Below are 25,055 nucleotides of genomic sequence, written 5' to 3'. Positions count from 1 at the left end.
TTTTTTATTAGTTTGTAATGTTGATTATAGAGAATTTTGATACAATAAAATAGAAAGAACAGAGGAAGAAAGTTTATGAAGAAATTGAGATTTGTTTTTTTAGCTCTGCTATGTTTCTTAGCCAGACCAGAGAGTGCAATGGCTAGCGATGGTACTTGGCAAGGAAAACAATACCTGAAAGCAGATGGGAGTCAAGCAGCCAATGAGTGGGTTTTTGATGCTCAATATCAATCTTGGTTTTATATAAAAGAAGATGCCAACTATGCTGAAAATGAATGGCTAAAACAAGGTGAAGACTATTTTTACCTCAAATCTGGTGGCTATATGGCTAAGTCAGAATGGGTAGAAGACAAGGGAGCCTTCTATTATCTTGACCAAAATGGAAAGATGAAAAGAAATGCTTGGCTAGGAGCTTCCTATGTCGGTGCAACAGGTGCCAAAGTAATAGAAGACTGGGTCTATGATTCTCAATACGACGCTTGGTTTTACATCAAAGCAGATGGACAACACGCAGAGAAAGAATGGCTCCAAATTAAAGGGAAGGAATATTATTTTAAATCTGGTGGTTATCTACTGACAAGTCAGTGGATTGACCAGGCTTATGTGAATGCCAGTGGTGCCAAAGTACAGCAAGGTTGGCTTTTTGACAAACAATACCAATCTTGGTTTTACATCAAAGAAAATGGAAATCATGCTGATAAAGAATGGATTTTCGAAAATGGTCACTATTATTATCTAAAATCTGGTGGCTATATGGCAGCCAATGAATGGATTTGGGATAAGAAGTCATGGTTTTACCTCAAATCTGATGGTAAAATGGCTGAGAAAGAATGGGTATACGATGCTAAAAGCCAAGCCTGGTACTACTTCAAATCCGGTGGCTACATGGCAAAAAATGAGACTATTGATGGTCATCAGCTTGGAAGCGACGGTAAATGGCTTGGAGAAAAAGCTACAAATGAAAATGCTGCTTATTATCAAGTAGTACCTGTCACAGCAAATGTCTATAATGCAGATGGTGAAAAGCTCTCCTATATATCGCAAGGTAGTGTTGTTTGGCTAGATAAGGATAGAAAAAGTGATGACAAGCGCTTGGCTATTACTATTTCTGGTTTGTCAGGCTATATGAAAACAGAAGATTTACAAGCGCTAGATGCTAGTAAGGATTTTATCCCTTATTATGAGAGTGATGGCCACCGTTTTTATCACTATGTGGCTCAGAATGCTAGTATCCCAGTAGCTTCTCATCTTTCTGATATGGAAGTAGGTAAGAAATATTATTCGGCAGATGGGCTGCATTTTGATGGTTTTAACCTTGAAAATCCCTTCCTTTTCAAAAATTTGACAGAGGCTACAAACTACAGTGCTGAAGACTTGGATAAGGTATTTAGTCTGCTAAATATTAATAATAGCCTCTTGGAGAACAAGGGAGCTACCTTTAAGGAAGCCGAAGAACATTACCATATCAATGCCCTCTATCTCCTTGCCCATAGTGCCTTAGAAAGCGACTGGGGACGTAGCAAGATTGCCAAAGATAAGAATAATTTCTTTGGAATTACAGCCTATGATACGACCCCTTATATTTCTGCCAAGACATTTGATGATGTGGATAAGGGAATTTTAGGTGCAACAAAGTGGATTAAGGAAAATTATATCGATAGGGGCAGAACTTTCCTTGGAAACAAGGCGTCTGGTATGAATGTAGAATATGCCTCAGACCCTTATTGGGGTGAAAAAATTGCTAGTGTGATGATGAAAATCAATGAGAAACTAGGTGGCAAAGATTAGTCCTATAATTGGATATGATTTGATTAAATAGTATGTTAAAAATCCTGATTTCAAGTAAAATCAGGATTTTTTCATGGATGCGATTTTTTCTGGGTCTGGTGTGACACGGAGGGTCTTTTGTCCTGTGTAAGTGACAAAGCCGGGTTTTCCACCAGTTGGTTTATTGAGTTTCTTGACTTCAATCATATCCACCTGCACCAGATTTGACAGGCGACCTTGAGAGAAGTAGGCTGCAAGTTCTGCTGCGTCTGTCTTGACTTCATCAGATGGGTCAAGATTTCCTGAAATGACAACGTGGCTTCCAGGAATGTCCTTGGCATGGAACCAAAGCTCCTCCTTGCGGGCCATTTTAAAGGTTAGCTCCTCGTTTTGTAGGTTGTTTCGGCCGACATAGATGATGGTTTTGCCATCGCTGGCCAGATATTGTTCTGGTTTTTTGCGTTTCTGGATTTTCTTCCGTTGTCTTCTGCGGATAAAGCCAGTTTGAATCAATTCTTCACGGATTTCAGCGATTTCTTCCAGCCCAGTTTGATTGAGAACAGTTTCCACACTTTCCAGATAGAGAATGGTTGCCTTGGTTTCCTCAATCAGATCAGTCAAGTATTTGACAGCTTCTTTGAGTTTCTGATACCGTTTAAAATAGCGTTGGGCATTCTGGTTGGGAGTCAAGGCCTTATCAAGCGCAATCGTGATAGGTTGGTTGGTGTAGTAGTTGTCTAGGATAACCTGGTATTGGTCGTTAGGCACTTGGTGGAGGAAGGTTGTCAGCAATTCTCCTTTTTGACGAAATTCTTCAGCGTTGTCTGTCGCCAGTAACTCTTTTTCTTGTTTTTTAAGCTTATGTCGATTTTTTTGAAGTTCATTTTCAACACGACGAATGAGTTCACTGGCTTGCTGTTTGACGCGGTCGCGCTCAGCCTTATCCTTATAGTAGGTGTCCAACAAATCAGAAAGATTTGCAAAAGACTCTCCCACCTGATTTGCAAAAGGAACTGGACTGAAGGAAGTCTCAGTCAAGCATGGCTTGGTTTCCTGATTGAAAAAGTTTCGGAAAGTAGATAGTTTTTCACTAACCAGTATCCTTTCCAATTCATTTGCCGTATCACGTCCCAGACCTTGAAAGAGGCTTTGAAGATTTTTAGCTGTCGTTTCCTGTGTTTGCAGGATTTCAAAGAGTTTCTCGTCCTTGATCGTAAAAGGATTGAGAGATTCCGTACTTGGCGGAGCGATATAGGTCGATCCAGGAAGCAAGGTACGGTAGCTATTTTGTGAAAAGCCAACGTGTTTGATAACTTCGAGGATTTTATGACTGCTTTTATCGACCAGTAGAATATTACTGTGTTTCCCCATAATTTCGATAATCAGGGTAGCCTGGATATGGTCTCCAATCTCGTTTTTATTGGAAACGGTGATTTCCACAATACGGTCATTTTCCACTTGCTCAATTGACTCAATTAGGGCCCCCTGCAAATACTTTCTCAAAACCATGATAAAGGTGGAAGGTTGGGCTGGATTTTCAAAAGTCGTTTGGGTCAGCTGAATGCGTCCAAAAACAGGATGGGCAGAAAGGAGCAGACGATGGCTTTGGCGATTGCTGCGGATTTGCAAGACTAATTCTTGTTCAAAAGGCTGATTGATTTTCTGAATGCGACCGTTCACTAACTCTCTTCGCAATTCCTCAACCATGTGGTGTAAAAAAAATCCGTCAAATGACATCGTTCTCTCCTTGTGATTGTATTCCATAGTATTATATCAAAAAGGTAGAATAAAATCATGGAAATGTGGTATAATAAAGCCAAGTAAAGAGAAACGAGAAGCACATGTATATTGAAATGGTAGATGAAACTGGTCAAGTTTCAAAAGAAATGTTGCAACAAACCCAAGAAATTTTGGAATTTGCAGCCCAAAAATTAGGAAAAGAAGACAAGGAGATGGCAGTTACCTTTGTGACCAATGAGCGTAGTCATGAACTCAATCTGGAGTACCGTGACACAGATCGTCCGACAGATGTTATTAGCCTTGAGTATAAACCAGAGTTGGAAATTGCCTTTGACGAGGAAGATTTGCTTGAAAATCCAGAATTGGCAGAGATGATGTCTGAGTTTGATGCCTATATTGGGGAACTGTTCATCTCTATCGATAAGGCTCATGAGCAGGCCGAGGAATACGGTCACAGCTTTGAGCGTGAGATGGGCTTCTTGGCAGTACACGGCTTTTTACATATCAACGGCTATGATCACTACACTCCGGAAGAAGAAGCGGAGATGTTCGGTTTACAAGAAGAAATTTTGACAGCCTATGGACTCACAAGACAATAAACGAAAATGGAAAAATCGTGACCTGATATCTAGTTTAGAATTTGCCCTCACAGGAATTTTTACTGCTATCAAGGAAGAACGTAATATGCGAAAACATGCAGTGACGGCTCTTGTGGTCATCCTTGCAGGTTTTGTTTTTCAGGTGTCACGAATCGAATGGCTCTTTCTCTTATTGAGCATTTTCTTGGTAGTAGCCTTTGAAATTATCAACTCTGCTATTGAAAATGTGGTGGATTTGGCCAGTCACTATCACTTTTCCATGCTGGCTAAAAATGCCAAGGATATGGCAGCTGGCGCGGTATTAGTGGTCTCTCTTTTCGCAGCCTTAACAGGCGCATTGATTTTTCTCCCACGAATCTGGGATTTATTATTTTAAACAGTAAGAGGAAATTATGACTTTTAAATCAGGCTTTGTAGCCATTTTAGGACGTCCCAATGTTGGGAAGTCAACCTTTTTAAACCACGTCATGGGGCAAAAAATTGCCATCATGAGTGACAAGGCGCAGACAACGCGCAACAAAATCATGGGAATTTACACGACTGATAAGGAGCAGATTGTCTTTATCGATACCCCAGGGATTCACAAACCTAAAACAGCTCTCGGAGATTTCATGGTTGAGTCTGCCTACAGTACCCTTCGTGAAGTGGACACCGTTCTTTTCATGGTACCAGCTGATGAAGCGCGTGGTAAGGGAGACGATATGATTATCGAGCGTCTCAAGGCTGCCAAGGTTCCTGTGATTTTGGTGGTGAACAAGATTGATAAGGTTCATCCAGACCAGCTTTTGTCTCAGATTGATGATTTTCGTAATCAGATGGACTTTAAGGAAATTGTTCCAATCTCAGCCCTTCAAGGCAATAACGTGTCTCGTCTAGTGGATATTTTGAGTGAAAATCTGGACGAAGGATTCCAGTATTTCCCAGCTGATCAAATCACAGACCATCCAGAACGATTCTTGGTTTCAGAAATGGTTCGCGAGAAAGTTTTGCACCTAACTCGTGAAGAAATTCCGCATTCTGTTGCAGTAGTAGTGGATTCTATGAAACGAGATGAAGAGACAGACAAGGTTCATATCCGTGCAACCATCATGGTCGAGCGCGATAGCCAAAAAGGGATTATCATCGGTAAAGGTGGCGCTATGCTTAAGAAAATCGGTAGCATGGCACGTCGTGATATTGAACTCATGCTAGGAGATAAGGTCTTCCTAGAAACATGGGTCAAGGTCAAGAAAAACTGGCGTGATAAAAAGCTAGATTTGGCTGACTTTGGCTATAATGAAAAAGAATACTAAGTAGAGGTGGGCACATGCCTGCTTCTTGTTTTTACAGAAGGAGGATTTATGCCTGAATTACCTGAGGTTGAAACCGTTCGTCGTGGCTTAGAAAAATTGATTTTGGGTAAGAAGATTTCGAGTATAGAAATTCGCTATCCCAAGATGATTAAGACAGATTTGGACGAGTTTCGAAAGGAAGTGCCTGGTCAAGTTGTTGAGTCAATGGGACGTCGTGGTAAATATTTACTTTTCTACCTGACAGACAAGGTCTTGATTTCCCATTTGCGGATGGAGGGCAAGTATTTTTACTATCCAGACCAGGTTCCTGAACGTAAGCATGCCCATATTTTCTTCCAGTTTGAGGATGGTAGCACGCTTGTTTATGAGGATGTTCGCAAGTTTGGTACTATGGAACTCTTGGCTCCTGACCTTTTAGACGCCTACTTTATTTCTAAAAAATTAGGTCCTGAACCAAGCGAACAAGACTTTGATTTGCAGGTCTTTCAAGTAGCTCTATCTAAGTCTAAAAAACCTATCAAATCACATCTCCTAGACCAGACTTTGGTAGCTGGACTTGGCAATATCTATGTGGATGAGGTTCTCTGGCGAGCTCAGGTTCATCCAGCTAGACCTTCCCAGACTTTGACAGTAGCAGAAGCGACTGCCATTCATGACCAAACCATTGCTGTTTTGGGACAGGCTGTTGAAAAAGGTGGTTCCACCATTCGGACCTATACCAACGCTTTTGGTGAAGATGGAACTATGCAGGATTTTCATCAGGTCTATGACAAGGCTGGTCAAGAATGTTCACGTTGTGGCACCATCATTGAGAAAATCCAACTAGGTGGACGAGGAACTCACTTTTGTCCTCAGTGCCAAAGGAGGGACTGATGGGAAAAATCATTGGAATCACAGGGGGAATTGCCTCTGGTAAGTCAACTGTGACAAATTTTCTAAGACAGCAAGGCTTTCAAGTAGTGGATGCCGACGCTCTTGTTCACCAACTACAGAAACCTGGTGGTCGTCTATTTCAGGCTCTAGTCCAGCATTTTGGGCAAGAAATCATCCTTGAAAACAGAGAACTTAATCGCCCTCTTCTAGCTAGTCTTATCTTTTCAAATCCTGAAGAACGAGAATGGTCTAAGCAAATCCAAGGAGAGATTATCCGTGAGGAACTAGCTACATTAAGAGACCAATTGGCTCAGACAGAAGAGATTTTCTTCATGGATATTCCCCTACTTTTTGAGCAGGACTACGTTTCTTGGTTTGATGAGACTTGGTTGATCTATGTGGACCGAGATATCCAAGTAGAACGCTTAATGAAAAGGGACCACTTGTTCAAATATGAAGCTGAGTTTCGTCTGGCAGCCCAGTGGCCTTTAGAAAAAAAGAAAGATTTGGCCAGTTATGTTCTAGACAATAATGGGAATCAGGACCAGCTTCTTACTCAGGTGGTCTCCCTGCTTGAGGGAGGTAGCGAAGATGACAGAGATTAACTGGAAGGATAATCTGCGCATTGCCTGGTTTGGTAATTTTCTGACAGGAGCTAGCATTTCCTTAGTTGTGCCTTTTATGCCCATCTTTGTGGAAAATTTAGGTGTAGGGAGTGATCAAGCTGCTTTTTATGCAGGTTTAGCTATTTCTGTCTCTGCTATTTCCGCAGCGCTCTTTTCTCCTATCTGGGGTATCCTTGCTGACAAATATGGTCGAAAACCCATGATGATTCGTGCTGGTCTGGCCATGACTATCACTATGGGAGGCTTGGCCTTTGTGCCAAATATTTATTGGTTAATCTTTCTTCGTTTACTGAATGGTGTATTTGCGGGTTTTGTTCCCAATGCAACGGCCTTGATAGCCAGTCAGGTTCCCAAGGAGAAATCAGGAACTGCCTTAGGTACTTTGTCTACAGGCGTAGTTGCAGGTACTCTAACTGGTCCCTTTATCGGGGGCTTTATTGCAGAATTATTTGGCATTCGTACTGTTTTCTTACTGGTTGGTAGTTTTCTATTCTTAGCTGCTGTTTTGACTATTTGCTTTATTAAGGAAGATTTTCAACCAGTAGCCAAGGAAAAGGCCATCCCAACAAAGGAATTATTTACATCAGTTAAATACCCCTATCTCTTGGTCAACCTCTTTCTGACCAGTTTTGTCATCCAATTTTCAGCCCAATCGATTGGTCCTATCTTAGCTCTGTATGTACGCGACTTAGGCCAAACAGAGAATCTTCTTTTTGTCTCTGGTTTGATTGTATCCAGTATGGGCTTTTCCAGTATGATGAGTGCAGGAGTCATGGGAAAGCTAGGTGACAAGGTGGGGAACCATCGCCTCTTGGTTGTAGCCCAGTTTTATTCAGTTATCATCTATCTCCTCTGTGCCAATGCCTCTAGCCCCCTTCAACTAGGACTTTATCGTTTCCTCTTTGGATTGGGAACCGGTGCCTTGATTCCCGGGGTTAATGCGCTACTCAGCAAAATGACTCCCAAATCCGGCATTTCGAGGATCTTTGCCTTCAATCAGGTATTCTTTTATCTGGGAGGTGTCGTTGGGCCTATGGCAGGTTCTGCAGTAGCAGGAAAATTTGGCTACCATGCAGTCTTTTATGCGACAAGCCTTTGTGTTGCCTTTAGTTGTCTCTTTAACCTTCTTCAATTTCGAACATTATTAAAAGTAAAGGAAATCTAGTGCGAGTAAAAATTAATCTCAAATGTTCCTCTTGTGGCAGTATCAATTACCTAACTAGTAAAAATTCAAAAACCCATCCAGACAAGATCGAGGTTTTAAAATATTGTCCCAAGGAAAGAAAAGTAACCCTACATCTTGAATCTAAGTAGATTTTATGGTAAAATAATAGGGATTTTAAGGAGTTTGATATGTATAACCTATTATTAACCATTTTATTAGTATTATCTGTTGTGATTGTGATTGCGATTTTCATGCAACCAACTAAAAACCAATCCAGCAATGTATTTGATGCCAGCTCAGGTGATTTGTTTGAACGCAGTAAAGCACGCGGTTTTGAAGCTGTAATGCAGCGATTGACAGGGATTTTAGTCTTTTTCTGGCTAGCCATTGCCTTAGCATTGACGGTATTATCAAGTAGATAAGAAAATAATGGGCAGGACTAGGTCTTTGCCTCTTTTTATTTTTATACTATTCAAAAATCAAATGCAAACCACATCAGCTTCTATCTGCAACCTCAAAACGGTGTTTTGAGCAACCTGCGGCTAGCTTTCTAGTTTGCTCTTTGATTTTTATTGAGTATTAAATGATATTTAAGAAGGTTTTGCAGTAAAAGAAAATTAAAAAATCTAGAAAGAAAATATGAAAGATAGAATAAAAGAATATTTACAAGATAAGGGAAAGGTAACTGTCAATGACTTGGCTCAGGCTTTGGAAAAAGATGGGTCCAAGGATTTTCGTGAGTTGATTAAAACCTTGTCCTTAATGGAAAGAAAGCACCAGATTCGCTTTGAAGAAGATGGCAGTCTGACCTTGGAAGCCAAGAAAAAACATGAGATTACCCTCAAGGGGATTTTTCATGCCCATAAAAATGGCTTTGGTTTTGTTAGTCTGGAAGGGGAAGAGGACGATCTTTTTGTAGGAAAAAACGATGTTAACTACGCTATTGATGGCGATACCGTTGAGGTCGTCATCAAGAAAGTCGCTGACCGCAATAAGGGAACAGCAGCAGAAGCAAAAATTATTGATGTCCTAGAACACAGTTTGACAACCGTTGTCGGACAAATCGTCCTAGATCAGGAAAAACCTAAGTATGCTGGCTATATTCGTTCAAAGAATCAGAAAATCAGTCAACCCATCTATGTTAAGAAACCAGCCCTTAAACTAGAAGGAACAGAAGTTCTCAAGGTCTTTATCGACAAATACCCAAGTAAGAAACATGATTTCTTTGTCGCGAGTGTTCTCGATGTGGTGGGACACTCAACGGATGTCGGAATTGATGTTCTTGAGGTTTTGGAATCTATGGATATTGTCTCAGAATTTCCAGAGGCTGTTGTTAAGGAAGCAGAAAGTGTTCCTGATGCTCCGTCTCAAAAGGATATGGAAGGCCGTCTGGATTTGAGAGATGAGATTACCTTTACCATTGACGGTGCGGATGCCAAGGACTTGGACGATGCGGTACATATCAAGGCTCTGAAAAATGGAAATATCGAACTCGGAGTTCACATCGCAGATGTTTCCTATTATGTGACCGAGGGTTCTGCCCTTGACAAGGAAGCCCTTAACCGCGCGACTTCAGTCTATGTAACAGACCGAGTGGTTCCAATGCTTCCAGAACGACTGTCTAATGGAATTTGCTCGCTCAATCCTCAAGTTGACCGCCTGACCCAGTCTGCCATTATGGAGATTGATAAACATGGTCGTGTAGTCAACTACACCATCACACAAACGGTTATCAAGACTAGCTTCAGGATGACCTACAGTAATGTCAATGATATCCTAGCTGGAGACAAGGAAAAGAGACAAGAATATCAGAAAATTGTTCCAAGTATTGAACTTATGGCTAATCTCCATGAAACTCTAGAAAACATGCGTGTGAAACGTGGAGCCCTCAATTTTGATACCAATGAAGCTAAGATTTTGGTGGATAAACAAGGTAAGCCTGTTGATATCGTTCTTCGTCAGCGTGGTGTTGCCGAGCGCATGATTGAGTCCTTCATGTTGATGGCCAACGAAACAGTTGCTGAGCACTTTAGCAAGTTGGAGCTACCTTTCATTTATCGTATCCATGAGGAGCCTAAGGCTGAAAAGGTTCAGAAGTTTATTGACTATGCTTCGAGTTTTGGTTTGTGCATTTATGGGACTGCCAGTGAGATTAGCCAGGAGGCACTTCAAGACATCATGCGTGCTGTTGAGGGAGAACCTTATGCAGATGTATTGTCCATGATGCTTCTGCGCTCTATGCAGCAGGCTCGCTATTCGGAACATAATCACGGTCACTATGGATTAGCAGCAGATTACTACACTCACTTTACTAGTCCGATTCGTCGTTATCCAGACCTTCTTGTTCATCGCATGATTCGGGATTATGGGCGTTCTAAGGAAATAGCAGAGCATTTTGAACAAGTGATTCCAGAGATTGCGACCCAGTCTTCCAACCGTGAGCGTCGTGCCATAGAAGCTGAGCGTGAAGTCGAAGCCATGAAAAAGGCTGAGTACATGGAAGAATACGTAGGCGAAGAGTATGACGCAGTTGTATCCAGCATCGTTAAATTTGGTCTCTTTATCGAATTGCCGAACACAGTTGAAGGCTTGATTCACATCACTAACCTACCTGAATTTTATCATTTCAATGAGCGGGATTTGACTCTTCGTGGGGAGAAATCAGGAATAACCTTCCGTGTAGGTCAACAGATTCGTATTCGGGTTGAAAGAGCCGACAAGATGACGGGTGAAATTGATTTCTCTTATATCCCAAGTGAGTTTGATGTGATTGAAAAAGGCTTGAAACAAGCTAGTCGCAAAGACAGAGGACGTGGTTCAAGTCGTCGTTCAGATAAGAAGGAAGACCAGAGAAAATCAGGACGCTCAAATGATAAGCGCAAGCATTCACAAAAAGACAAGAAGAAAAAGGGCAAGAAACCTTTTTACAAGGAAGTAGCTAAGAAAGGAGCCAAATATGGCAAAAGGCGAGGGAAAGGTCGTCGCACAAAATAAAAAGGCGCGTCACGACTATACAATCGTAGATACGCTAGAGGCAGGGATGGTCCTGACAGGAACTGAAATCAAGAGTGTACGAGCAGCTCGAATCAATCTCAAGGATGGCTTTGCACAAGTAAAAAATGGGGAGGTCTGGTTGAGCAACGTTCATATCGCACCTTACGAAGAGGGTAATATCTGGAATCAAGAACCAGAACGCCGTCGCAAACTCCTGCTCCATAAGAAACAAATTCAAAAATTGGAACAAGAGACTAAAGGAACAGGAATGACACTGATTCCCCTTAAAGTCTATATCAAAGATGGTTACGCTAAACTCCTTTTAGGTCTAGCTAAAGGGAAGCATGACTATGATAAACGGGAGTCAATCAAACGTCGTGAGCAGAATCGCGATATTGCGCGCGTGATGAAAGCTGTTAATCAGCGATAAAAAGAGGAAATGAAAATGGGAAAACTAGTTGCCTATAAACGTATGCCTTTGTGGACTAAAGAAACCATGCCAGAGGCTGTTCAGCAAAAGCACAATACAAAAGTTGGGACTTGGGGGAAAATTACTGTCTTGAAGGGAGCTCTCAAGTTTATTGAATTGACAGAAGATGGTGAGGTTTTAGCTGAGCACATCTTTGAAGCAGGAGCCGACAATCCCATGGCACAACCACAAGCTTGGCACCGAGTGGAAGCTGTCACAGATGATGTGGAATGGTATTTGGAATTTTATTGTAAACCTGAGGACTATTTCCCTAAGAAATACAATACCAATCCTGTTCATTCAGAGGTCCTAGAGGCTATGCAGACAGTAAAACCAGGGAAAGCTTTAGATTTGGGCTGTGGTCAAGGCCGTAATGCACTCTTTCTAGCCCAGCAAGGTTTTGATGTGACAGCTGTGGATCAAAATGAACTGGCCCTTGAAATCTTGCGAAGCATTGTGGAACAGGAAGATATGGACATGCCTGTCGGTCTTTACGATATCAATTCAGCTAGCATTGGACAAGAATATGATTTTATCGTATCAACTGTTGTTCTCATGTTTCTACAAGCGGACCGCATTCCAGCTATTATTCAAAATATGCAGGAGAAAACTACTATTGGTGGTTATAATCTTATCGTTTGTGCTATGGATACGGAAGATTACCCTTGCTCTGTTAACTTCCCATTCACTTTTAAAGCAGGGGAATTGGCAGACTATTACAAGGACTGGGAATTGGTCAAGTACAATGAAAATCCTGGCCATCTTCACCGTCGCGATGAGAATGGCAATCGTATTCAACTACGCTTTGCGACTATGCTAGCCAAGAAAATCAAATAAACATGTATGAAGATTAGGGATTTTCCTGATCTTTTTTCTCTTTTACGAATAGATAAGATAGAAGAATTGACAAAAATACGCATTATAAGTATAATTTTAGCTAGAAAGGTGACCATAAATGCCAATAACAGGTAAGGAAATGGTAAAATTAGCTCTTGCAAATGGATGGATTGAAGTTCGTAAGAGAGGAAGTCATCATCATTTTAAGAAAGAAGGGGTCTCCTATCTTGTCACTATTCCAGTTCACGGTAATGAGGATTTAGGAAAAGGTCTAGAGAGAAAAATATTAAAAGATTTGGGATTATAGTTGATTTGGAAATTGTGGAGGTGTATTATGCTAAAATCTTATCCTGCTATTTTTCATAGAGAAGGCACTGGATACTGGGTTGAATTTCCTGAATTTGGAGGTGGGACAGAGGGAGCAACGATTGAACTTGCAATGAAAAATGCTCGGGAAATGCTTGAGAGTGTTTTAGCTTCTTATATTGATGAAGGACTGGCTTTGCCTAATCCTAGTGACATTGCTGAGTTGAAGGCTCCCGATGGATTTGTGACTTTGATTCAGGTCAATCCCTTGCCTTTCGTAAAGAATAATAAAGCGATTCGAAAAAATGTTACGGTTCCAGAGTGGCTAGTCAGACTTGCAGATCGTGAGAAAGTGAACTATTCTGAAGTGTTGACACAAGCTCTTGAAAGTCGCTTGCAACTCTAAAATTATAGAGTGATGAAGATTAGGAAATTTCCTGATCTTTTTTCTTTTTTTCGAATAATATAGAAAAGGAGGGAAATCATGTTTGTTGCGAGAGATGCTAGAGGAGAATTGGTAAATGTGTTAGAGGATAAGCTTGAGAAGCAAGCCTACACCTGCCCAGCTTGTGGAGGTCAGCTCCGTTTGCGTCAAGGATCAAGTGTACGGACGCATTTTGCCCATAAATCCTTAAAAGACTGTGATTATTCCTCTGAAAATGAAAGTCCAGAACATCTGGCAAATAAGGAATCCCTCTATCATTGGTTGAAAAAAGAGGCAGAGGTGCAATTAGAATACCCGCTCCCAGAGCTTAAACAGATTGCGGATGTGTTTGTAAATGGCAATCTAGCTCTAGAGGTTCAGTGTAGCCCCTTGCCTCAAAAAGTCCTTAAAGAGCGCAGTGAGGGCTATCGTAGTCAGGGTTACCAAGTACTGTGGTTGCTGGGTCAAAAACTGTGGCTCAAAGACCGTTTGACTCGTCTGCAACAAGGTTTTCTCTATTTCAGTCAAAACATGGGCTTTTATGTTTGGGAATTAGACAAAGAAAAACAGCTTTTAAGGCTCAAATACCTGATCCACCAAGACCTCCGTGGTAAACTCCATTATCAAATCAAGGAATTTTCCTATGGTCAAGCTAGTTTATTGGAAATATTGCGACTTCCATATAAGAAACAAAAAATCTCTCATTTTACAGTTTCTCAGGATAAGAACATCTGTTGCTATATTCGACAACAACTGTATTACCAAAATCCCTTTTGGATGAAAGAACAAGCAGAAGCCTATCAAAAGGGAGAAAATCTCCTGACTTATGGGTTAAAAGAGTGGTATCCACAAATTCGACCATTAGTAGGTGAGTTTTGCCAAATTGAGAAGGACTTAACCAGCTATTATCAGTATTTTCAAACCTATTACCAAGAAAATCCTCAAAATGATTGGCAAAAGCTTTATCCACCAGCCTTTTATCAGCAATATTTCTTGAAAAATATGGTAAAATAGAAAGGATGGAGGAATCTAATGGTATTACAAAGAAATGAAATAAATGAAAAAGATACATGGGATCTATCAACGATTTACCCAACTGACCAGGCTTGGGAAGAAGCCTTAAAAGATTTAACAGAACAATTGGAGAAAGTAGCCCAGTATGAAGGCCATCTCTTGGATAGTGCGGATAGCCTTCTAGAAATCACTGAATTTTCTCTTGAAATGGAACGCCAGATGGAGAAGCTTTACGTTTATGCTCATATGAAGAATGACCAGGATACACGTGAAGCCAAGTACCAAGAGTACTATGCTAAGGCAATGACTCTCTATAGCCAGCTAGATCAAGCTTTTTCATTCTATGAACCTGAATTTATGGATATTAGCGAAAAGCAGTATGCTGACTTTTTAGAAGCTCAGCCAAAATTGCAGGTTTATCAACACTATTTTGACAAGCTTTTGCAAGGCAAAGAACACGTTCTTTCACAACGTGAAGAAGAGCTATTGGCTGGAGCTGGAGAAATTTTTGGTTCGGCAAGTGAAACCTTCGCTATCTTGGACAATGCGGATATTGTGTTCCCTTATGTTCTTGACGATGATGGTAAGGAAGTTCAACTCTCTCATGGGACTTACACACGTTTGATGGAGTCTAAAAATCGTGAGGTGCGTCGTGGTGCTTATCAAGCTCTTTATGCGACTTATGAACAATTCCAACATACCTATGCCAAAACCTTGCAAACCAATGTTAAGGTTCAAAACTACCGTGCCAAAGTTCGCAACTACAAGAGTGCGCGTCATGCAGCCCTAGCGGCCAATTTTGTTCCAGAGAGTGTTTATGACAATTTGGTAGCAGCAGTTCGCAAGCATTTGCCACTCTTGCATCGTTACCTTGAGCTTCGTTCAAAAATCTTGGGAATTTCAGACCTCAAGATGTACGATGTCTACACACCACTTTCATCTGTTGAATACAGTTTTACCTACAAAGAAGCTTTGAAAAAAGCAGAAGATGCCTTAGCAGTCTTGGGTGAGGATTACTTGAGCCGTGTTAAACGTGCCTTCAGCGAGCGTTGGATTGATGTTTACGAAAATCAAGGCAAGCGTTCAGGTGCCTATTCTGGTGGTTCTTACGATACCAATGCCTTTATGCTCCTTAATTGGCAGGACAATCTGGACAATCTCTTCACCCTTGTTCATGAAACAGGTCACAGTATGCATTCCAGCTATACTCGTGAAACTCAGCCTTATGTTTACGGTGATTATTCTATCTTCTTGGCTGAGATTGCCTCAACTACCAATGAAAATATCTTGACGGAGAAATTATTGGAAGAAGTGGAAGATGATGCAACGCGCTTTGCTATTCTCAATAACTTCCTAGACGGTTTCCGTGGAACAGTTTTCCGCCAAACTCAATTTGCTGAGTTTGAACACGCCATTCACCAAGCGGACCAAAATGGAGAAGTCTTGACAAGCGATTTCTTAAATAAACTCTACGCAGACTTTAACCAAGAGTATTATGGTTTGAGTAAGGAAGACAATCCTGAAATCCAATATGAGTGGGCTCGCATTCCACACTTCTACTATAACTACTATGTATATCAATATTCAACAGGCTTTGCAGCAGCTTCAGCTCTGGCTGAAAAGATTGTCCATGGTAGTCAAGAAGACCGTGACCGCTATATCGATTACCTCAAGGCAGGTAAATCTGACTATCCACTTAATGTCATGAGAAAAGCTGGTGTTGATATGGAGAAGGAAGACTACCTCAACGATGCCTTTGCAGTCTTTGAACGCCGTTTAAATGAGTTTGAAGCCCTTATTGAAAAATTAGGATTGGCATAAGATGGTTGAATCGTATAGTAAGAATGCCAACCATAACATGCGTCGTCCTGTCGTCAAAGAAGAAATTGTGGACTTGATGCGTCAGCGTCAAAAGAAAGTCACAGGTTCCTTGAAAGAATTGGAAGACTTTGCCCGCAAGGAAAATATTCCTATTATTCCCCATGAAACAGTAGCTTATTTCCGTTTTCTCATGGAAACCATGCAACCTAAAAATATACTGGAAATTGGGACGGCCATCGGGTTTTCAGCCCTTTTGATGGCTGAACATGCACCGAATGCAAAGATTACAACTATTGACCGCAATCCAGAGATGATTGGATTTGCCAAGGAAAATTTGGCCCAGTTTGACAGTCGCAAGCAAATTACGCTCCTAGAAGGAGATGCGGTAGATGTCTTATCTACCCTGACAGAATCCTATGATTTCGTTTTTATGGATTCTGCTAAGTCTAAATACATCGTCTTTCTGCCAGAAATCCTCAAACATTTGGAAGTCGGTGGAGTGGTTGTCTTGGATGATATTTTCCAAGGTGGTGATGTTGCTAAGGATATTATGGAAGTCCGTCGTGGCCAGCGAACCATTTATCGAGGCCTTCAAAGACTATTTGATGCAACTTTAGACAATCCAGGACTCACCGCAACATTAGTACCTCTGGGGGACGGCATTCTCATGCTTCGTAAAAATGTAGCAGATGTTCAATTGCCTGACAGCGAATGATTTTCAGAAAAATTTAAGAAAATATAGTAAAATAGATAGGGTAACACTTATCTCAAAGGAGTAGACATGAAGAAAAAACTATTGGCAGGTGCCATTACATTATTATCAGTAGCAACTTTAGCAGCTTGTTCGAAAGGTTCAGAAGGGGCAGACCTTATCAGCATGAAAGGAGATGTCATCACAGAACATCAATTTTATGAGCAAGTGAAAAGCAATCCTTCAGCCCAACAAGTGTTGTTGAACTTGACCATCCAAAAAGTATTTGAGAAGCAATATGGCTCAGAAGTAGATGACAAAGAAGTCAACGATACTATTGCCGAAGAAGAAAAACAATATGGTGAGAACTACCAACGTGTCTTGTCACAAGCAGGAATGACGATTGAAACACGTAAAGCTCAAATTCGTACAAGTAAATTAGTTGAGTTGGCAGTTAAGAAGGCAGCAGAAGCTGAACTGACAGATGATGCCTATAAGAAAGCATTTGACGAGTACACTCCAGATGTAACGGCTCAAATTATCCGTTTGGATAATGAAGACAAGGCCAAAGAAATTCTTGAAAAAGCCAAAGCTAGTGATGCAGACTTTGCTCAATTAGCTAAAGATAACTCAACTGATGAGAAAACTAAAGCGAATGGTGGAGAAATCACCTTTGATTCTGCTTCAACAGAAGTGCCAGAACAAGTTAAGAAAGCTGCTTTTGCTTTAGATGTAAATGGTGTTTCTGATGTGATCACAGCCGCTGGCACACAAGCTTACAGTAGCCAATATTACATTGTAAAACTCATTAAGAAAACAGAAAAATCATCTAATATTGATGACTACAAAGAAAAATTAAAAACTGTTATCTTGACTCAAAAACAAAATGATTCAACATTTGTTCAAAGCATTATCGGAAAAGAATTGCAAGCAGCTAATATCAAGGTTAAAGATCAAGCCTTCCAAAATATCTTTACGCAATATATCGGTGGTGGAGATTCAAGCTCAAGCAGTTCATCAAAAGAATAAAACAGAAAAGGGCCAAGTGCTCTTTTTCTTATGACAAAAATGGTCTATCTGATGGATAAGAGTTTTTTTCTTTCGGAAAAAATGGTATAATAGCAATCAAAACTAGAAAACAAACGGAATTTGGGAAGCAATTGTGTTGTTCTCATTAGATTGGTGATACTATGAAGATTAGCAAAAGGCACCTATTAAATTATTCTATTCTAGTTCCTTACTTGCTTTTATCTATTTTGGGCTTGATTGTGGTTTATTCGACAACCAGTGCTATTTTAATTCAAGAAGGCCAAAGTGCACTGCAATTGGTCCGAAGTCAGGGACTATTTTGGATATTTAGTTTGATACTGATTGCCTTGATATATAAGTTGAAACTGAATTTTTTAAGAAACGAACGTCTTCTATTTATCGTTATGTTCGTTGAGCTGATTCTATTAGCCTTGGCTCGGATAATTGGTATTCCTGTCAATGGAGCCTATGGCTGGATTTCTGTAGGACCTTTGACCATTCAGCCAGCCGAATATTTGAAAATTATTATTATTTGGTATTTAGCAAACAGATTTTCCAAACAACAAGAGGATATAGCTATTTATGATTTTCAAGTTTTGACACAGAATCAGTGGCTTCCTCGTGCGTTTAATGACTGGCGCTTTGTTCTCTTTGTACTGATTGGGAGCCTTGCTATTTTCCCAGATTTGGGGAATGCTTCTATTTTAGCTTTGGTTGCCTTGATTATGTATACGATTAGTGGTATCGCTTATAGATGGTTTATTGCCTTTTTGGGAATTTTGGTGGGAGTTTCTGCCCTATCCTTATCACTTATTTCTTTTATAGGGGTTGATAAATTTTCAAAAGTTCCAGTATTTGGTTACGTTGCTAAGCGTTTCAGTGCCTACTTTAATCCCTTTGCTGATTTGGCAGGAGCAGGCCACCAACTTGCAAATTCCTACTTTGCCATGGTAAATGGTGGTTGGTTTGGTCTAGGTTTAGGAAATTCAATTGAAAAACGGGGTTATTTACCAGAGGCCCATACAGATTTTGTATTTTCAATTGTCATCGAAGAATTTGGATTTGTAGGGGCCAGCTTGATTTTAGCACTTGTCTTTTTCCTGATTTTACGAATCATCCTAGTCGGAATTCGTGCTAAGAATTCCTTTAATTCCATGATGGCGATTGGGGTTGGGGGGATGATGTTGATCCAGGTGTTTGTCAATATCGGTGGAATTTCTGGTATTATTCCCTCGACAGGAGTAACTTTCCCTTTCTTATCGCAAGGAGGGAATAGTCTTCTGGTCTTGTCTGTAGCCATCGCCTTTGTCTTAAATATTGATGCAAGTGAAAAGCGTGCCCAATTGTATGAGGAGTTAGAAGCTCACTCCTCAAACTATATGTAGAGCTGATAGTGGAAAGGATTAACTATGTCACTTCAAAAATTAGAAAACTATAGTAATAAAGCTGTCGTGCAAGAAGAAGTATTGATTTTAACAGAGTTGTTAGAAGATATCACTAAAAATATGCTTGCCCCAGAGACTTTTGAAAAAATCATGCAGTTGAAAGAATTGTCAACTCAAGAAGATTATCAAGGCTTGAACCAACTGGTTACGAGTCTGTCAAATGATGAAATGGCTTATATTTCACGCTATTTCTCAATTTTGCCTCTCTTGATTAATATTTCAGAAGACGTGGATTTGGCTTATGAAATCAACCACCAAAATAATATTGATCAAGATTATCTTGGAAAATTATCAGCAACGATCAAAATGGTTGCTGAAAAAGAAAATGCGGTTGAAATTCTTGAACACTTGAATGTTGTCCCTGTTTTGACAGCCCATCCAACACAAGTTCAACGTAAGAGTATGTTGGATTTGACTAACCATATCCATACCCTCTTGCGTAAGTATCGTGATGTGAAATTAGGCTTGATTAATAAGGAAAAATGGCATAATGATCTCCGTCGTTACATTGAGATTATCATGCAGACAGATATGATTCGTGAAAAGAAATTGAAAGTAACCAATGAAATTACGAATGTTATGGAATACTACAATAGTTCATTCCTGAAAGCTGTTCCTCATTTGACTGCTGAGTACAAGCGTCTGGCTAAAAAACACGGCTTGGAGTTGAAACATCCTAAACCAATTACCATGGGAATGTGGATTGGTGGAGACCGTGATGGGAATCCTTTTGTTACAGCAGATACCTTGAAACAATCTGCTATGACTCAGTGTGAAGTCATCATGAACTACTATGATGAAAAGATTTACCAACTTTATCGTGAATTCTCTCTCTCAACCAGTATTGTCAATGTAAGCAAGCAAGTCAGAGAAATGGCTCGTCAATCTAAGGATAACTCGATCTACCGTGAAAAAGAGCTTTACCGCCGTGCCTTGTTTGATATTCAATCAAAAATCCAAGCAACAAAAACCTATCTGATTGAGGATAAGGAAGTTGGGGCTCGCTATGAAACGGCCAATGATTTTTATAAGGATTTAATTACTATTCGTGATTCCCTCTTGGAAAATAAGGGTGAAGCACTGATTTCTGGTGATTTTGTTGAGTTGATTCAGGCAGTTGAAATTTTTGGTTTCTATTTGGCATCTATTGACATGCGTCAAGATTCTAGTGTTCACGAAGCCTGTGTAGCTGAACTCTTGAAATCAGCAGGTATTCATTCGCATTATAGTGAACTAAGTGAAGAAGAAAAATGCCAGCTTCTTTTGAAAGAATTAGAAGAAGATCCACGTATTCTTTCTGCCACTCACGTTGAAAAATCAGAGTTACTTGAAAAAGAATTAGCAATCTTTAAGGCTGCTCGTAAGTTGAAAGATAAGTTGGGAGATGATGTTATTCGTCAAACCATTATTTCACATGCAACCAGCGTATCAGACATGTTGGAATTGGCTATCTTGCTAAAAGAAGTAGGGTTAGTTGATAAAGAAAGAGCCCGTGTCCAAATCGTTCCTCTCTTTGAAACAATTGAGGACTTGGACCACTCAGAAGAAACCATGAGGGAATACCTTTCTCTTCCTCTTGCTAAGAAATGGATTGCTTCACGCAATAACTATCAAGAAATCATGCTGGGCTACTCTGATAGTAATAAAGATGGTGGCTATCTATCATCATGTTGGACCCTCTACAAGGCTCAACAACAACTGACTGCTATTGGAGATGAATTTGGTGTTAAGGTTACCTTCTTCCATGGCCGTGGTGGTACTGTCGGTCGTGGTGGTGGACCAACCTATGAAGCCATCACATCTCAACCGCTCAAGTCTATCAAGGATCGTATCCGCTTGACGGAGCAGGGTGAAGTAATTGGGAATAAATACGGTAACAAAGACGCAGCTTACTATAACCTTGAAATGCTTGTTTCAGCGGCCATTAACCGTATGATTACGCAGAAGAAGAGCGATACCAACACCTCAAATCGTTATGAAGCCATTATGGACCAAGTGGTGGACCGTAGTTATGATATCTACCGTGATTTGGTCTTTGGTAATGACCATTTCTATGATTATTTCTTCGAGTCAAGCCCAATCAAGGCTATTTCAAGCTTTAATATTGGTTCTCGTCCAGCCGCTCGTAAGACGATTACTGAAATCGGTGGTTTGCGAGCTATCCCTTGGGTATTCTCATGGTCACAAAGCCGTGTCATGTTCCCTGGCTGGTATGGGGTTGGTTCAAGCTTCAAGGAATTTATCGATAAAAATCCAGAGAATATCGCTATCTTACGAGATATGTACCAAAACTGGCCTTTCTTCCAATCGCTTCTTTCAAATGTTGATATGGTCTTGTCAAAATCAAATATGAACATTGCTTTTGAATATGCCAAACTTTGTGAAGATGATCAAGTAAAAGCAATCTATGAGACTATTCTAAATGAATGGCAAGTTACCAAGGAAGTTATCTTGGCTATCGAAGGTTATGATGAACTCTTGGCTGAAAATCCATATCTAAAAGCAAGTTTGGATTACCGTATGCCTTACTTTAATATCCTCAACTATATCCAGTTGGAGTTGATTAAACGTCAACGTCGAGGAGAATTATCAAGCGACCAAGAAAAATTAATCCATACAACCATCAACGGAATTGCGACAGGATTGCGTAATTCAGGCTGATACCTATCAAACTTCCTCTTTTCTATAGGGGAAGTTTTTGAATAGTTCAAAAAAATGCTAAAAGAGTCTTGACAAGTAGTTGAAAAATGATATAATTTAACCATTCAGAAAAGTAATCATATAAACTTTTTAGAGAGTCTGTGGTAGCTGAAAACAGATAAGTGCTGATGATGAAAATTGGGCTGGATGTTATTTAGAATTTGAAATCATAAAAATTCGGTGAGCACACCTTACAGTGCATCTCGTTATTGCGAGACAGAGCGATAGGGAAATTCCCTATAATTGAGGTGGTACCGCGCATCGACGTCCTCACACAAGTTTTTTGTGTGAGGACTTTTTTGATGGAGGTTAGTATGGAAAGAAAACGATGGCGTCGCTTGTTTATACTCAATGAAAATCAAAGTACAAACTAGGAAGCTAGCCGCAGGTTGCTCAAAGCACTGCTTTGAGGTTGTGGATAGAACTGACGAAGTCAGTAACCATAGCTACGGCAAAGTGAAGCTGAAGTGGTTTGAAGAGATTTTCGAAGATTATTAGATAAGTGAAGTATTTTAAAGGAATAAAAAAGGAGAAATAGAATGAAAAATAAACGTTTAATTGGAATTATCGCTGCATTAGCAGTCTTAGTAGCAGGAAGCTTGATTTACTCTTCAATGAATAAACCAGAAGCTAAGAATGAGAAGAAAGTTGCCAAAGTTGGTGTCCTTCAGTTTGTGAGCCATCCATCTCTTGACTTGATTTATAAAGGGATTCAAGATGGACTTGCAGAAGAAGGTTATAAAGATGACCAGTTGAAGATTGACTTTATGAACTCAGAAGGTGACCAAAGTAAGGTTGCGACAATGAGTAAACAATTGGTTGCAAATGGGAATGACCTTGTGGTTGGTATTGCAACGCCAGCTGCTCAAGGTTTGGCAAGCGCCACAAAAGACCTACCTGTTATCATGGCTGCTATTACAGACCCAATCGGTGCTAACTTGGTTAAAGATTTGAAAAAACCAGGTGGCAACATTACAGGGGTATCTGACCACAATCCAGCTCAACAACAAGTTGAACTCATCAAAGCTTTGACACCAAATGTGAAAACAATCGGAGCTCTTTACTCAAGTAGCGAAGACAATTCAAAAACACAGGTAGAAGAATTTAAGGCTTTTGCTGAAAAAGCAGGTTTGACAGTGGAAACATTTGCAGTTCCTTCAACAAATGAAATTGCTTCAACAGTCAATGTTATGACTAGCAAGGTCGATGCTATCTGGGTTCCAATCGACAACACCATTGCATCTGCATTTTCAACTGTTGTATCAAGTAACCAATCAGCTAAAAAACCAATTTATCCAAGCGCGACTGCCATGGTAGAAGCAGGTGGTTTGGCATCAGTTGTAGTTGACCAACATGATCTTGGTGTGGCAACTGGTAAAATGATTGCTCAAGTTTTGAAAGGTGCAAAACCAGCTGATACTCCAGTCAATGTCTTTTCAACTGGTAAGTCAGTAATTAACAAAAAATTGGCACAAGAGTTAGGTATTACTATTCCTGAATCTGTTCTCAAAGAAGCAGGACAAGTGATTGAATAATCTACATTGGAGGAGTTGGGGACATCTCCTCCAATTTTTTACAAAAGAAATCGTATAGAAAAGGTTAAGAAACAGATGATATTATCTATTATTTCTCAAGGATTTGTTTGGGCTATTTTAGGTCTGGGAATCTTTATGACATTTAGGATTTTAAACTTTCCAGATATGACGACAGAAGGTTCCTTCCCTCTTGGGGGAGCTGTTGCTGTCACTCTGATAACTAAAGGTGTAAATCCTTTTTTAGCGACACTTGTTGCCGTAGGAGCAGGTTGTTTGGCTGGAATGGCAGCAGGACTTCTTTATACAAAAGGGAAGATTCCAACCTTGCTCTCAGGGATTTTGGTGATGACTTCTTGTCACTCTATCATGCTCTTGATTATGGGACGTGCCAATTTAGGTTTGCTTGGAACCAAGCAAATTCAGGATGTCTTACCTTTTGATTCAGACTTGAACCAACTCTTGACAGGTCTTATCTTTGTCAGTCTTGTCATTGCTCTCATGCTCTTTTTCTTGGATACCAAACTAGGACAGGCCTATATTGCTACAGGTGACAATCCTGATATGGCTAGAAGTTTCGGGATTCATACTGGACGCATGGAGCTCATGGGCTTGGTCTTATCAAATGGTGTGATTGCCCTTGCAGGAGCTCTCATTGCCCAGCAAGAAGGCTATGCCGATGTATCTCGAGGAATCGGTGTTATCGTTGTGGGGCTTGCAAGTTTGATTATTGGAGAAGTTATCTTCAAGAGTTTGAGCTTGGCAGAACGTCTGGTTACCATTGTTGTAGGTTCTATCGCTTATCAATTCTTAGTGTGGGCAGTTATTGCGCTTGGCTTTAATACAAGTTACCTTCGTTTGTACAGCGCCGTGATTTTAGCAGTCTGCCTCATGATTCCAACATTTAAGCAAACAATCTTGAGAGGAGCCAAATTAAGCAAATGACAGCTATTGTAGAATTAAAAAATGCAACCAAAGTCGTTAAAAATGGCTTTGATGAAGAAAAGATTATTTTAAATGATGTTTCCTTAGAAATTTTTGAACAGGACTTCATCACGATTTTGGGTGGAAATGGTGCTGGTAAATCGACCCTCTTTAACACCCTTGCAGGAACCTTGTCCTTAACCAGTGGAACCATCCGTATTTTAGGTGAAGATGTTACCAAGTTTTCACCAGAGAAGCGCGCTAAGTATCTGTCTCGAGTCTTCCAAGATCCCAAGATGGGGACAGCTCCTCGTATGACAGTGGCTGAAAATCTTTTGATTGCCAAGTTTCGTGGTGAAAAGCGTGGATTGTTACCAAGACGTCTGGCTAGCTATAAGGATGAGTTTCAGGCAACTATTGAAAAAGTGGGAAACGGTCTTGAGAAACACTTGAATACACCGATTGAGTTCTTATCAGGTGGACAAAGACAGGCTTTGAGTCTCTTGATGGCAACCTTGAAGCGTCCTGAATTACTCTTGTTAGACGAGCACACTGCAGCCCTTGATCCAAAGACCAGTGTGGCCTTGATGGAATTGACAGATGAATTTGTCAAGAAAGATCAGCTGACAGCGCTTATGATTACCCACCATATGGAAGATGCTCTCAAATATGGTAATCGTTTAATTGTCATGAAAGAAGGACGAATTATCCAAGATTTGACCCAAGAAGAAAAAGCAAAAATGAAAATCTCTGATTATTATCAGCTCTTTGAATAAAGTAGGGAAAATGAGTGAAATGGTTTACTTT

At 40.3% G+C, this 25,055-nt stretch carries 24 protein-coding genes and 1 other annotated feature; of the genes, 23 read left to right on the top strand and 1 reads right to left on the bottom strand.

Going from position 1 to position 25,055, the window contains the following annotated elements; genetic code table 11:
• Window positions 1–75: 75 nt before the first annotated feature.
• Window positions 76–1,788 (top strand): glucosaminidase domain-containing protein, encoded by a 1,713-nt coding sequence (locus tag QM424_RS02540; protein ID WP_414392833.1) that lies wholly within the window; start codon window positions 76–78, stop codon window positions 1,786–1,788.
• 60 nt (window positions 1,789–1,848) lie between these two features.
• Here QM424_RS02540 and pavA read toward each other — a convergent pair whose 3' ends face one another.
• Window positions 1,849–3,504, bottom strand: a complete 1,656-nt coding sequence (gene pavA / locus QM424_RS02535; RefSeq protein ID WP_414392831.1) for an Rqc2 family fibronectin-binding protein PavA — start codon at window positions 3,502–3,504, stop codon at window positions 1,849–1,851.
• A gap of 104 nt (window positions 3,505–3,608) precedes the next feature.
• Between pavA and ybeY the strand changes: the two genes are divergently transcribed.
• The 22 genes from ybeY (at window position 3,609) to QM424_RS02425 (ending at window position 25,024) form a co-directional block, all read left to right on the top strand.
• Window positions 3,609–4,106 (top strand): rRNA maturation RNase YbeY, encoded by a 498-nt coding sequence (gene ybeY, locus QM424_RS02530; protein WP_000275156.1) that lies wholly within the window; start codon window positions 3,609–3,611, stop codon window positions 4,104–4,106.
• Window positions 4,087–4,482: a diacylglycerol kinase family protein gene (locus QM424_RS02525; protein WP_000378166.1), complete on the top strand. Its 396-nt coding sequence runs from the start codon at window positions 4,087–4,089 to the stop codon at window positions 4,480–4,482. The genes ybeY and QM424_RS02525 overlap by 20 nt, the downstream gene beginning before the upstream one ends.
• 16 nt (window positions 4,483–4,498) lie before the next feature.
• Window positions 4,499–5,398, top strand: a complete 900-nt coding sequence (era, locus tag QM424_RS02520) for a GTPase Era (protein ID WP_050208736.1) — start codon at window positions 4,499–4,501, stop codon at window positions 5,396–5,398.
• A 48-nt stretch (window positions 5,399–5,446) separates the two neighbouring features.
• Window positions 5,447–6,271, top strand: coding sequence for a DNA-formamidopyrimidine glycosylase (mutM, locus tag QM424_RS02515; RefSeq protein WP_414392829.1), 825 nt, complete (start codon window positions 5,447–5,449; stop codon window positions 6,269–6,271).
• A complete protein-coding gene (coaE, locus tag QM424_RS02510) occupies window positions 6,271–6,876 on the top strand; it encodes a dephospho-CoA kinase (RefSeq protein WP_414392827.1) in 606 nt (201 codons plus the stop codon). Before mutM ends, coaE begins: the two co-directional genes overlap by 1 nt.
• Window positions 6,863–8,062, top strand: coding sequence for a multidrug efflux MFS transporter PmrA (locus tag QM424_RS02505; RefSeq protein WP_414392825.1), 1,200 nt, complete (start codon window positions 6,863–6,865; stop codon window positions 8,060–8,062). The genes coaE and QM424_RS02505 overlap by 14 nt, the downstream gene beginning before the upstream one ends.
• The gene (gene rpmG / locus QM424_RS02500; protein ID WP_001809104.1) at window positions 8,062–8,211 is read left to right on the top strand and encodes a 50S ribosomal protein L33; all 150 of its coding nucleotides are present in this window, start codon (window positions 8,062–8,064) and stop codon (window positions 8,209–8,211) included. Before QM424_RS02505 ends, rpmG begins: the two co-directional genes overlap by 1 nt.
• 39 nt (window positions 8,212–8,250) lie before the next feature.
• Window positions 8,251–8,484, top strand: a complete 234-nt coding sequence (gene secG / locus QM424_RS02495; protein WP_000282517.1) for a preprotein translocase subunit SecG — start codon at window positions 8,251–8,253, stop codon at window positions 8,482–8,484.
• 217 nt (window positions 8,485–8,701) lie between these two features.
• Window positions 8,702–11,056 (top strand): ribonuclease R, encoded by a 2,355-nt coding sequence (rnr, locus tag QM424_RS02490; protein WP_414392824.1) that lies wholly within the window; start codon window positions 8,702–8,704, stop codon window positions 11,054–11,056.
• On the top strand, window positions 11,019–11,486 hold the full coding sequence (gene smpB / locus QM424_RS02485; protein WP_001051748.1) for an SsrA-binding protein SmpB: 468 nt from the start codon (window positions 11,019–11,021) through the stop codon (window positions 11,484–11,486). The genes rnr and smpB overlap by 38 nt, the downstream gene beginning before the upstream one ends.
• Before the next feature lie 15 nt (window positions 11,487–11,501).
• On the top strand, window positions 11,502–12,362 hold the full coding sequence (gene tehB / locus QM424_RS02480) for an SAM-dependent methyltransferase TehB (RefSeq protein ID WP_101782205.1): 861 nt from the start codon (window positions 11,502–11,504) through the stop codon (window positions 12,360–12,362).
• Window positions 12,363–12,480: 118 nt separating this feature from the next.
• The gene (locus QM424_RS02475) at window positions 12,481–12,669 is read left to right on the top strand and encodes a type II toxin-antitoxin system HicA family toxin (protein WP_101782206.1); all 189 of its coding nucleotides are present in this window, start codon (window positions 12,481–12,483) and stop codon (window positions 12,667–12,669) included.
• A 27-nt stretch (window positions 12,670–12,696) separates the two neighbouring features.
• Window positions 12,697–13,074, top strand: coding sequence for a type II toxin-antitoxin system HicB family antitoxin (locus QM424_RS02470; RefSeq protein WP_101782207.1), 378 nt, complete (start codon window positions 12,697–12,699; stop codon window positions 13,072–13,074).
• 78 nt (window positions 13,075–13,152) lie between these two features.
• Window positions 13,153–14,106: a competence protein CoiA gene (locus QM424_RS02465; RefSeq protein WP_414392822.1), complete on the top strand. Its 954-nt coding sequence runs from the start codon at window positions 13,153–13,155 to the stop codon at window positions 14,104–14,106.
• 18 nt (window positions 14,107–14,124) lie between these two features.
• Window positions 14,125–15,927, top strand: a complete 1,803-nt coding sequence (gene pepF / locus QM424_RS02460; RefSeq protein ID WP_261090406.1) for an oligoendopeptidase F — start codon at window positions 14,125–14,127, stop codon at window positions 15,925–15,927.
• Between the two features lies 1 nt (window position 15,928).
• The gene (locus QM424_RS02455; protein ID WP_261032427.1) at window positions 15,929–16,642 is read left to right on the top strand and encodes an O-methyltransferase; all 714 of its coding nucleotides are present in this window, start codon (window positions 15,929–15,931) and stop codon (window positions 16,640–16,642) included.
• A 66-nt stretch (window positions 16,643–16,708) separates the two neighbouring features.
• Window positions 16,709–17,647, top strand: coding sequence for a peptidylprolyl isomerase PrsA (prsA, locus tag QM424_RS02450; protein ID WP_203175889.1), 939 nt, complete (start codon window positions 16,709–16,711; stop codon window positions 17,645–17,647).
• Between the two features lie 161 nt (window positions 17,648–17,808).
• Window positions 17,809–19,032 carry a cell division peptidoglycan polymerase FtsW gene (gene ftsW / locus QM424_RS02445; protein ID WP_261090407.1) on the top strand — a complete coding sequence of 408 codons (1,224 nt, stop codon included), beginning with the start codon at window positions 17,809–17,811 and terminating at the stop codon, window positions 19,030–19,032.
• Window positions 19,033–19,056: 24 nt separating this feature from the next.
• Window positions 19,057–21,753, top strand: coding sequence for a phosphoenolpyruvate carboxylase (ppc, locus tag QM424_RS02440; RefSeq protein WP_000058173.1), 2,697 nt, complete (start codon window positions 19,057–19,059; stop codon window positions 21,751–21,753).
• A gap of 96 nt (window positions 21,754–21,849) precedes the next feature.
• Window positions 21,850–22,067 (top strand) — a binding site (T-box leader).
• A 264-nt stretch (window positions 22,068–22,331) separates the two neighbouring features.
• Window positions 22,332–23,327, top strand: coding sequence for a tryptophan ABC transporter substrate-binding protein (gene trpX / locus QM424_RS02435; RefSeq protein WP_000792145.1), 996 nt, complete (start codon window positions 22,332–22,334; stop codon window positions 23,325–23,327).
• A 75-nt stretch (window positions 23,328–23,402) separates the two neighbouring features.
• Complete coding sequence (locus QM424_RS02430; RefSeq protein ID WP_261443036.1) at window positions 23,403–24,269, top strand: ABC transporter permease; 867 nt, start codon at window positions 23,403–23,405, stop codon at window positions 24,267–24,269.
• Window positions 24,266–25,024 carry an ABC transporter ATP-binding protein gene (locus QM424_RS02425; protein ID WP_414392819.1) on the top strand — a complete coding sequence of 253 codons (759 nt, stop codon included), beginning with the start codon at window positions 24,266–24,268 and terminating at the stop codon, window positions 25,022–25,024. The genes QM424_RS02430 and QM424_RS02425 overlap by 4 nt, the downstream gene beginning before the upstream one ends.
• The last annotated feature ends 31 nt before the right edge of the window (window positions 25,025–25,055 follow it).

Origin of the sequence: Streptococcus mitis, assembly GCF_047464945.1 — a bacterium.
Lineage (GTDB): Bacteria > Bacillota > Bacilli > Lactobacillales > Streptococcaceae > Streptococcus > Streptococcus mitis_EA.
This window is presented reverse-complemented; position numbering and strand designations above follow the sequence as displayed.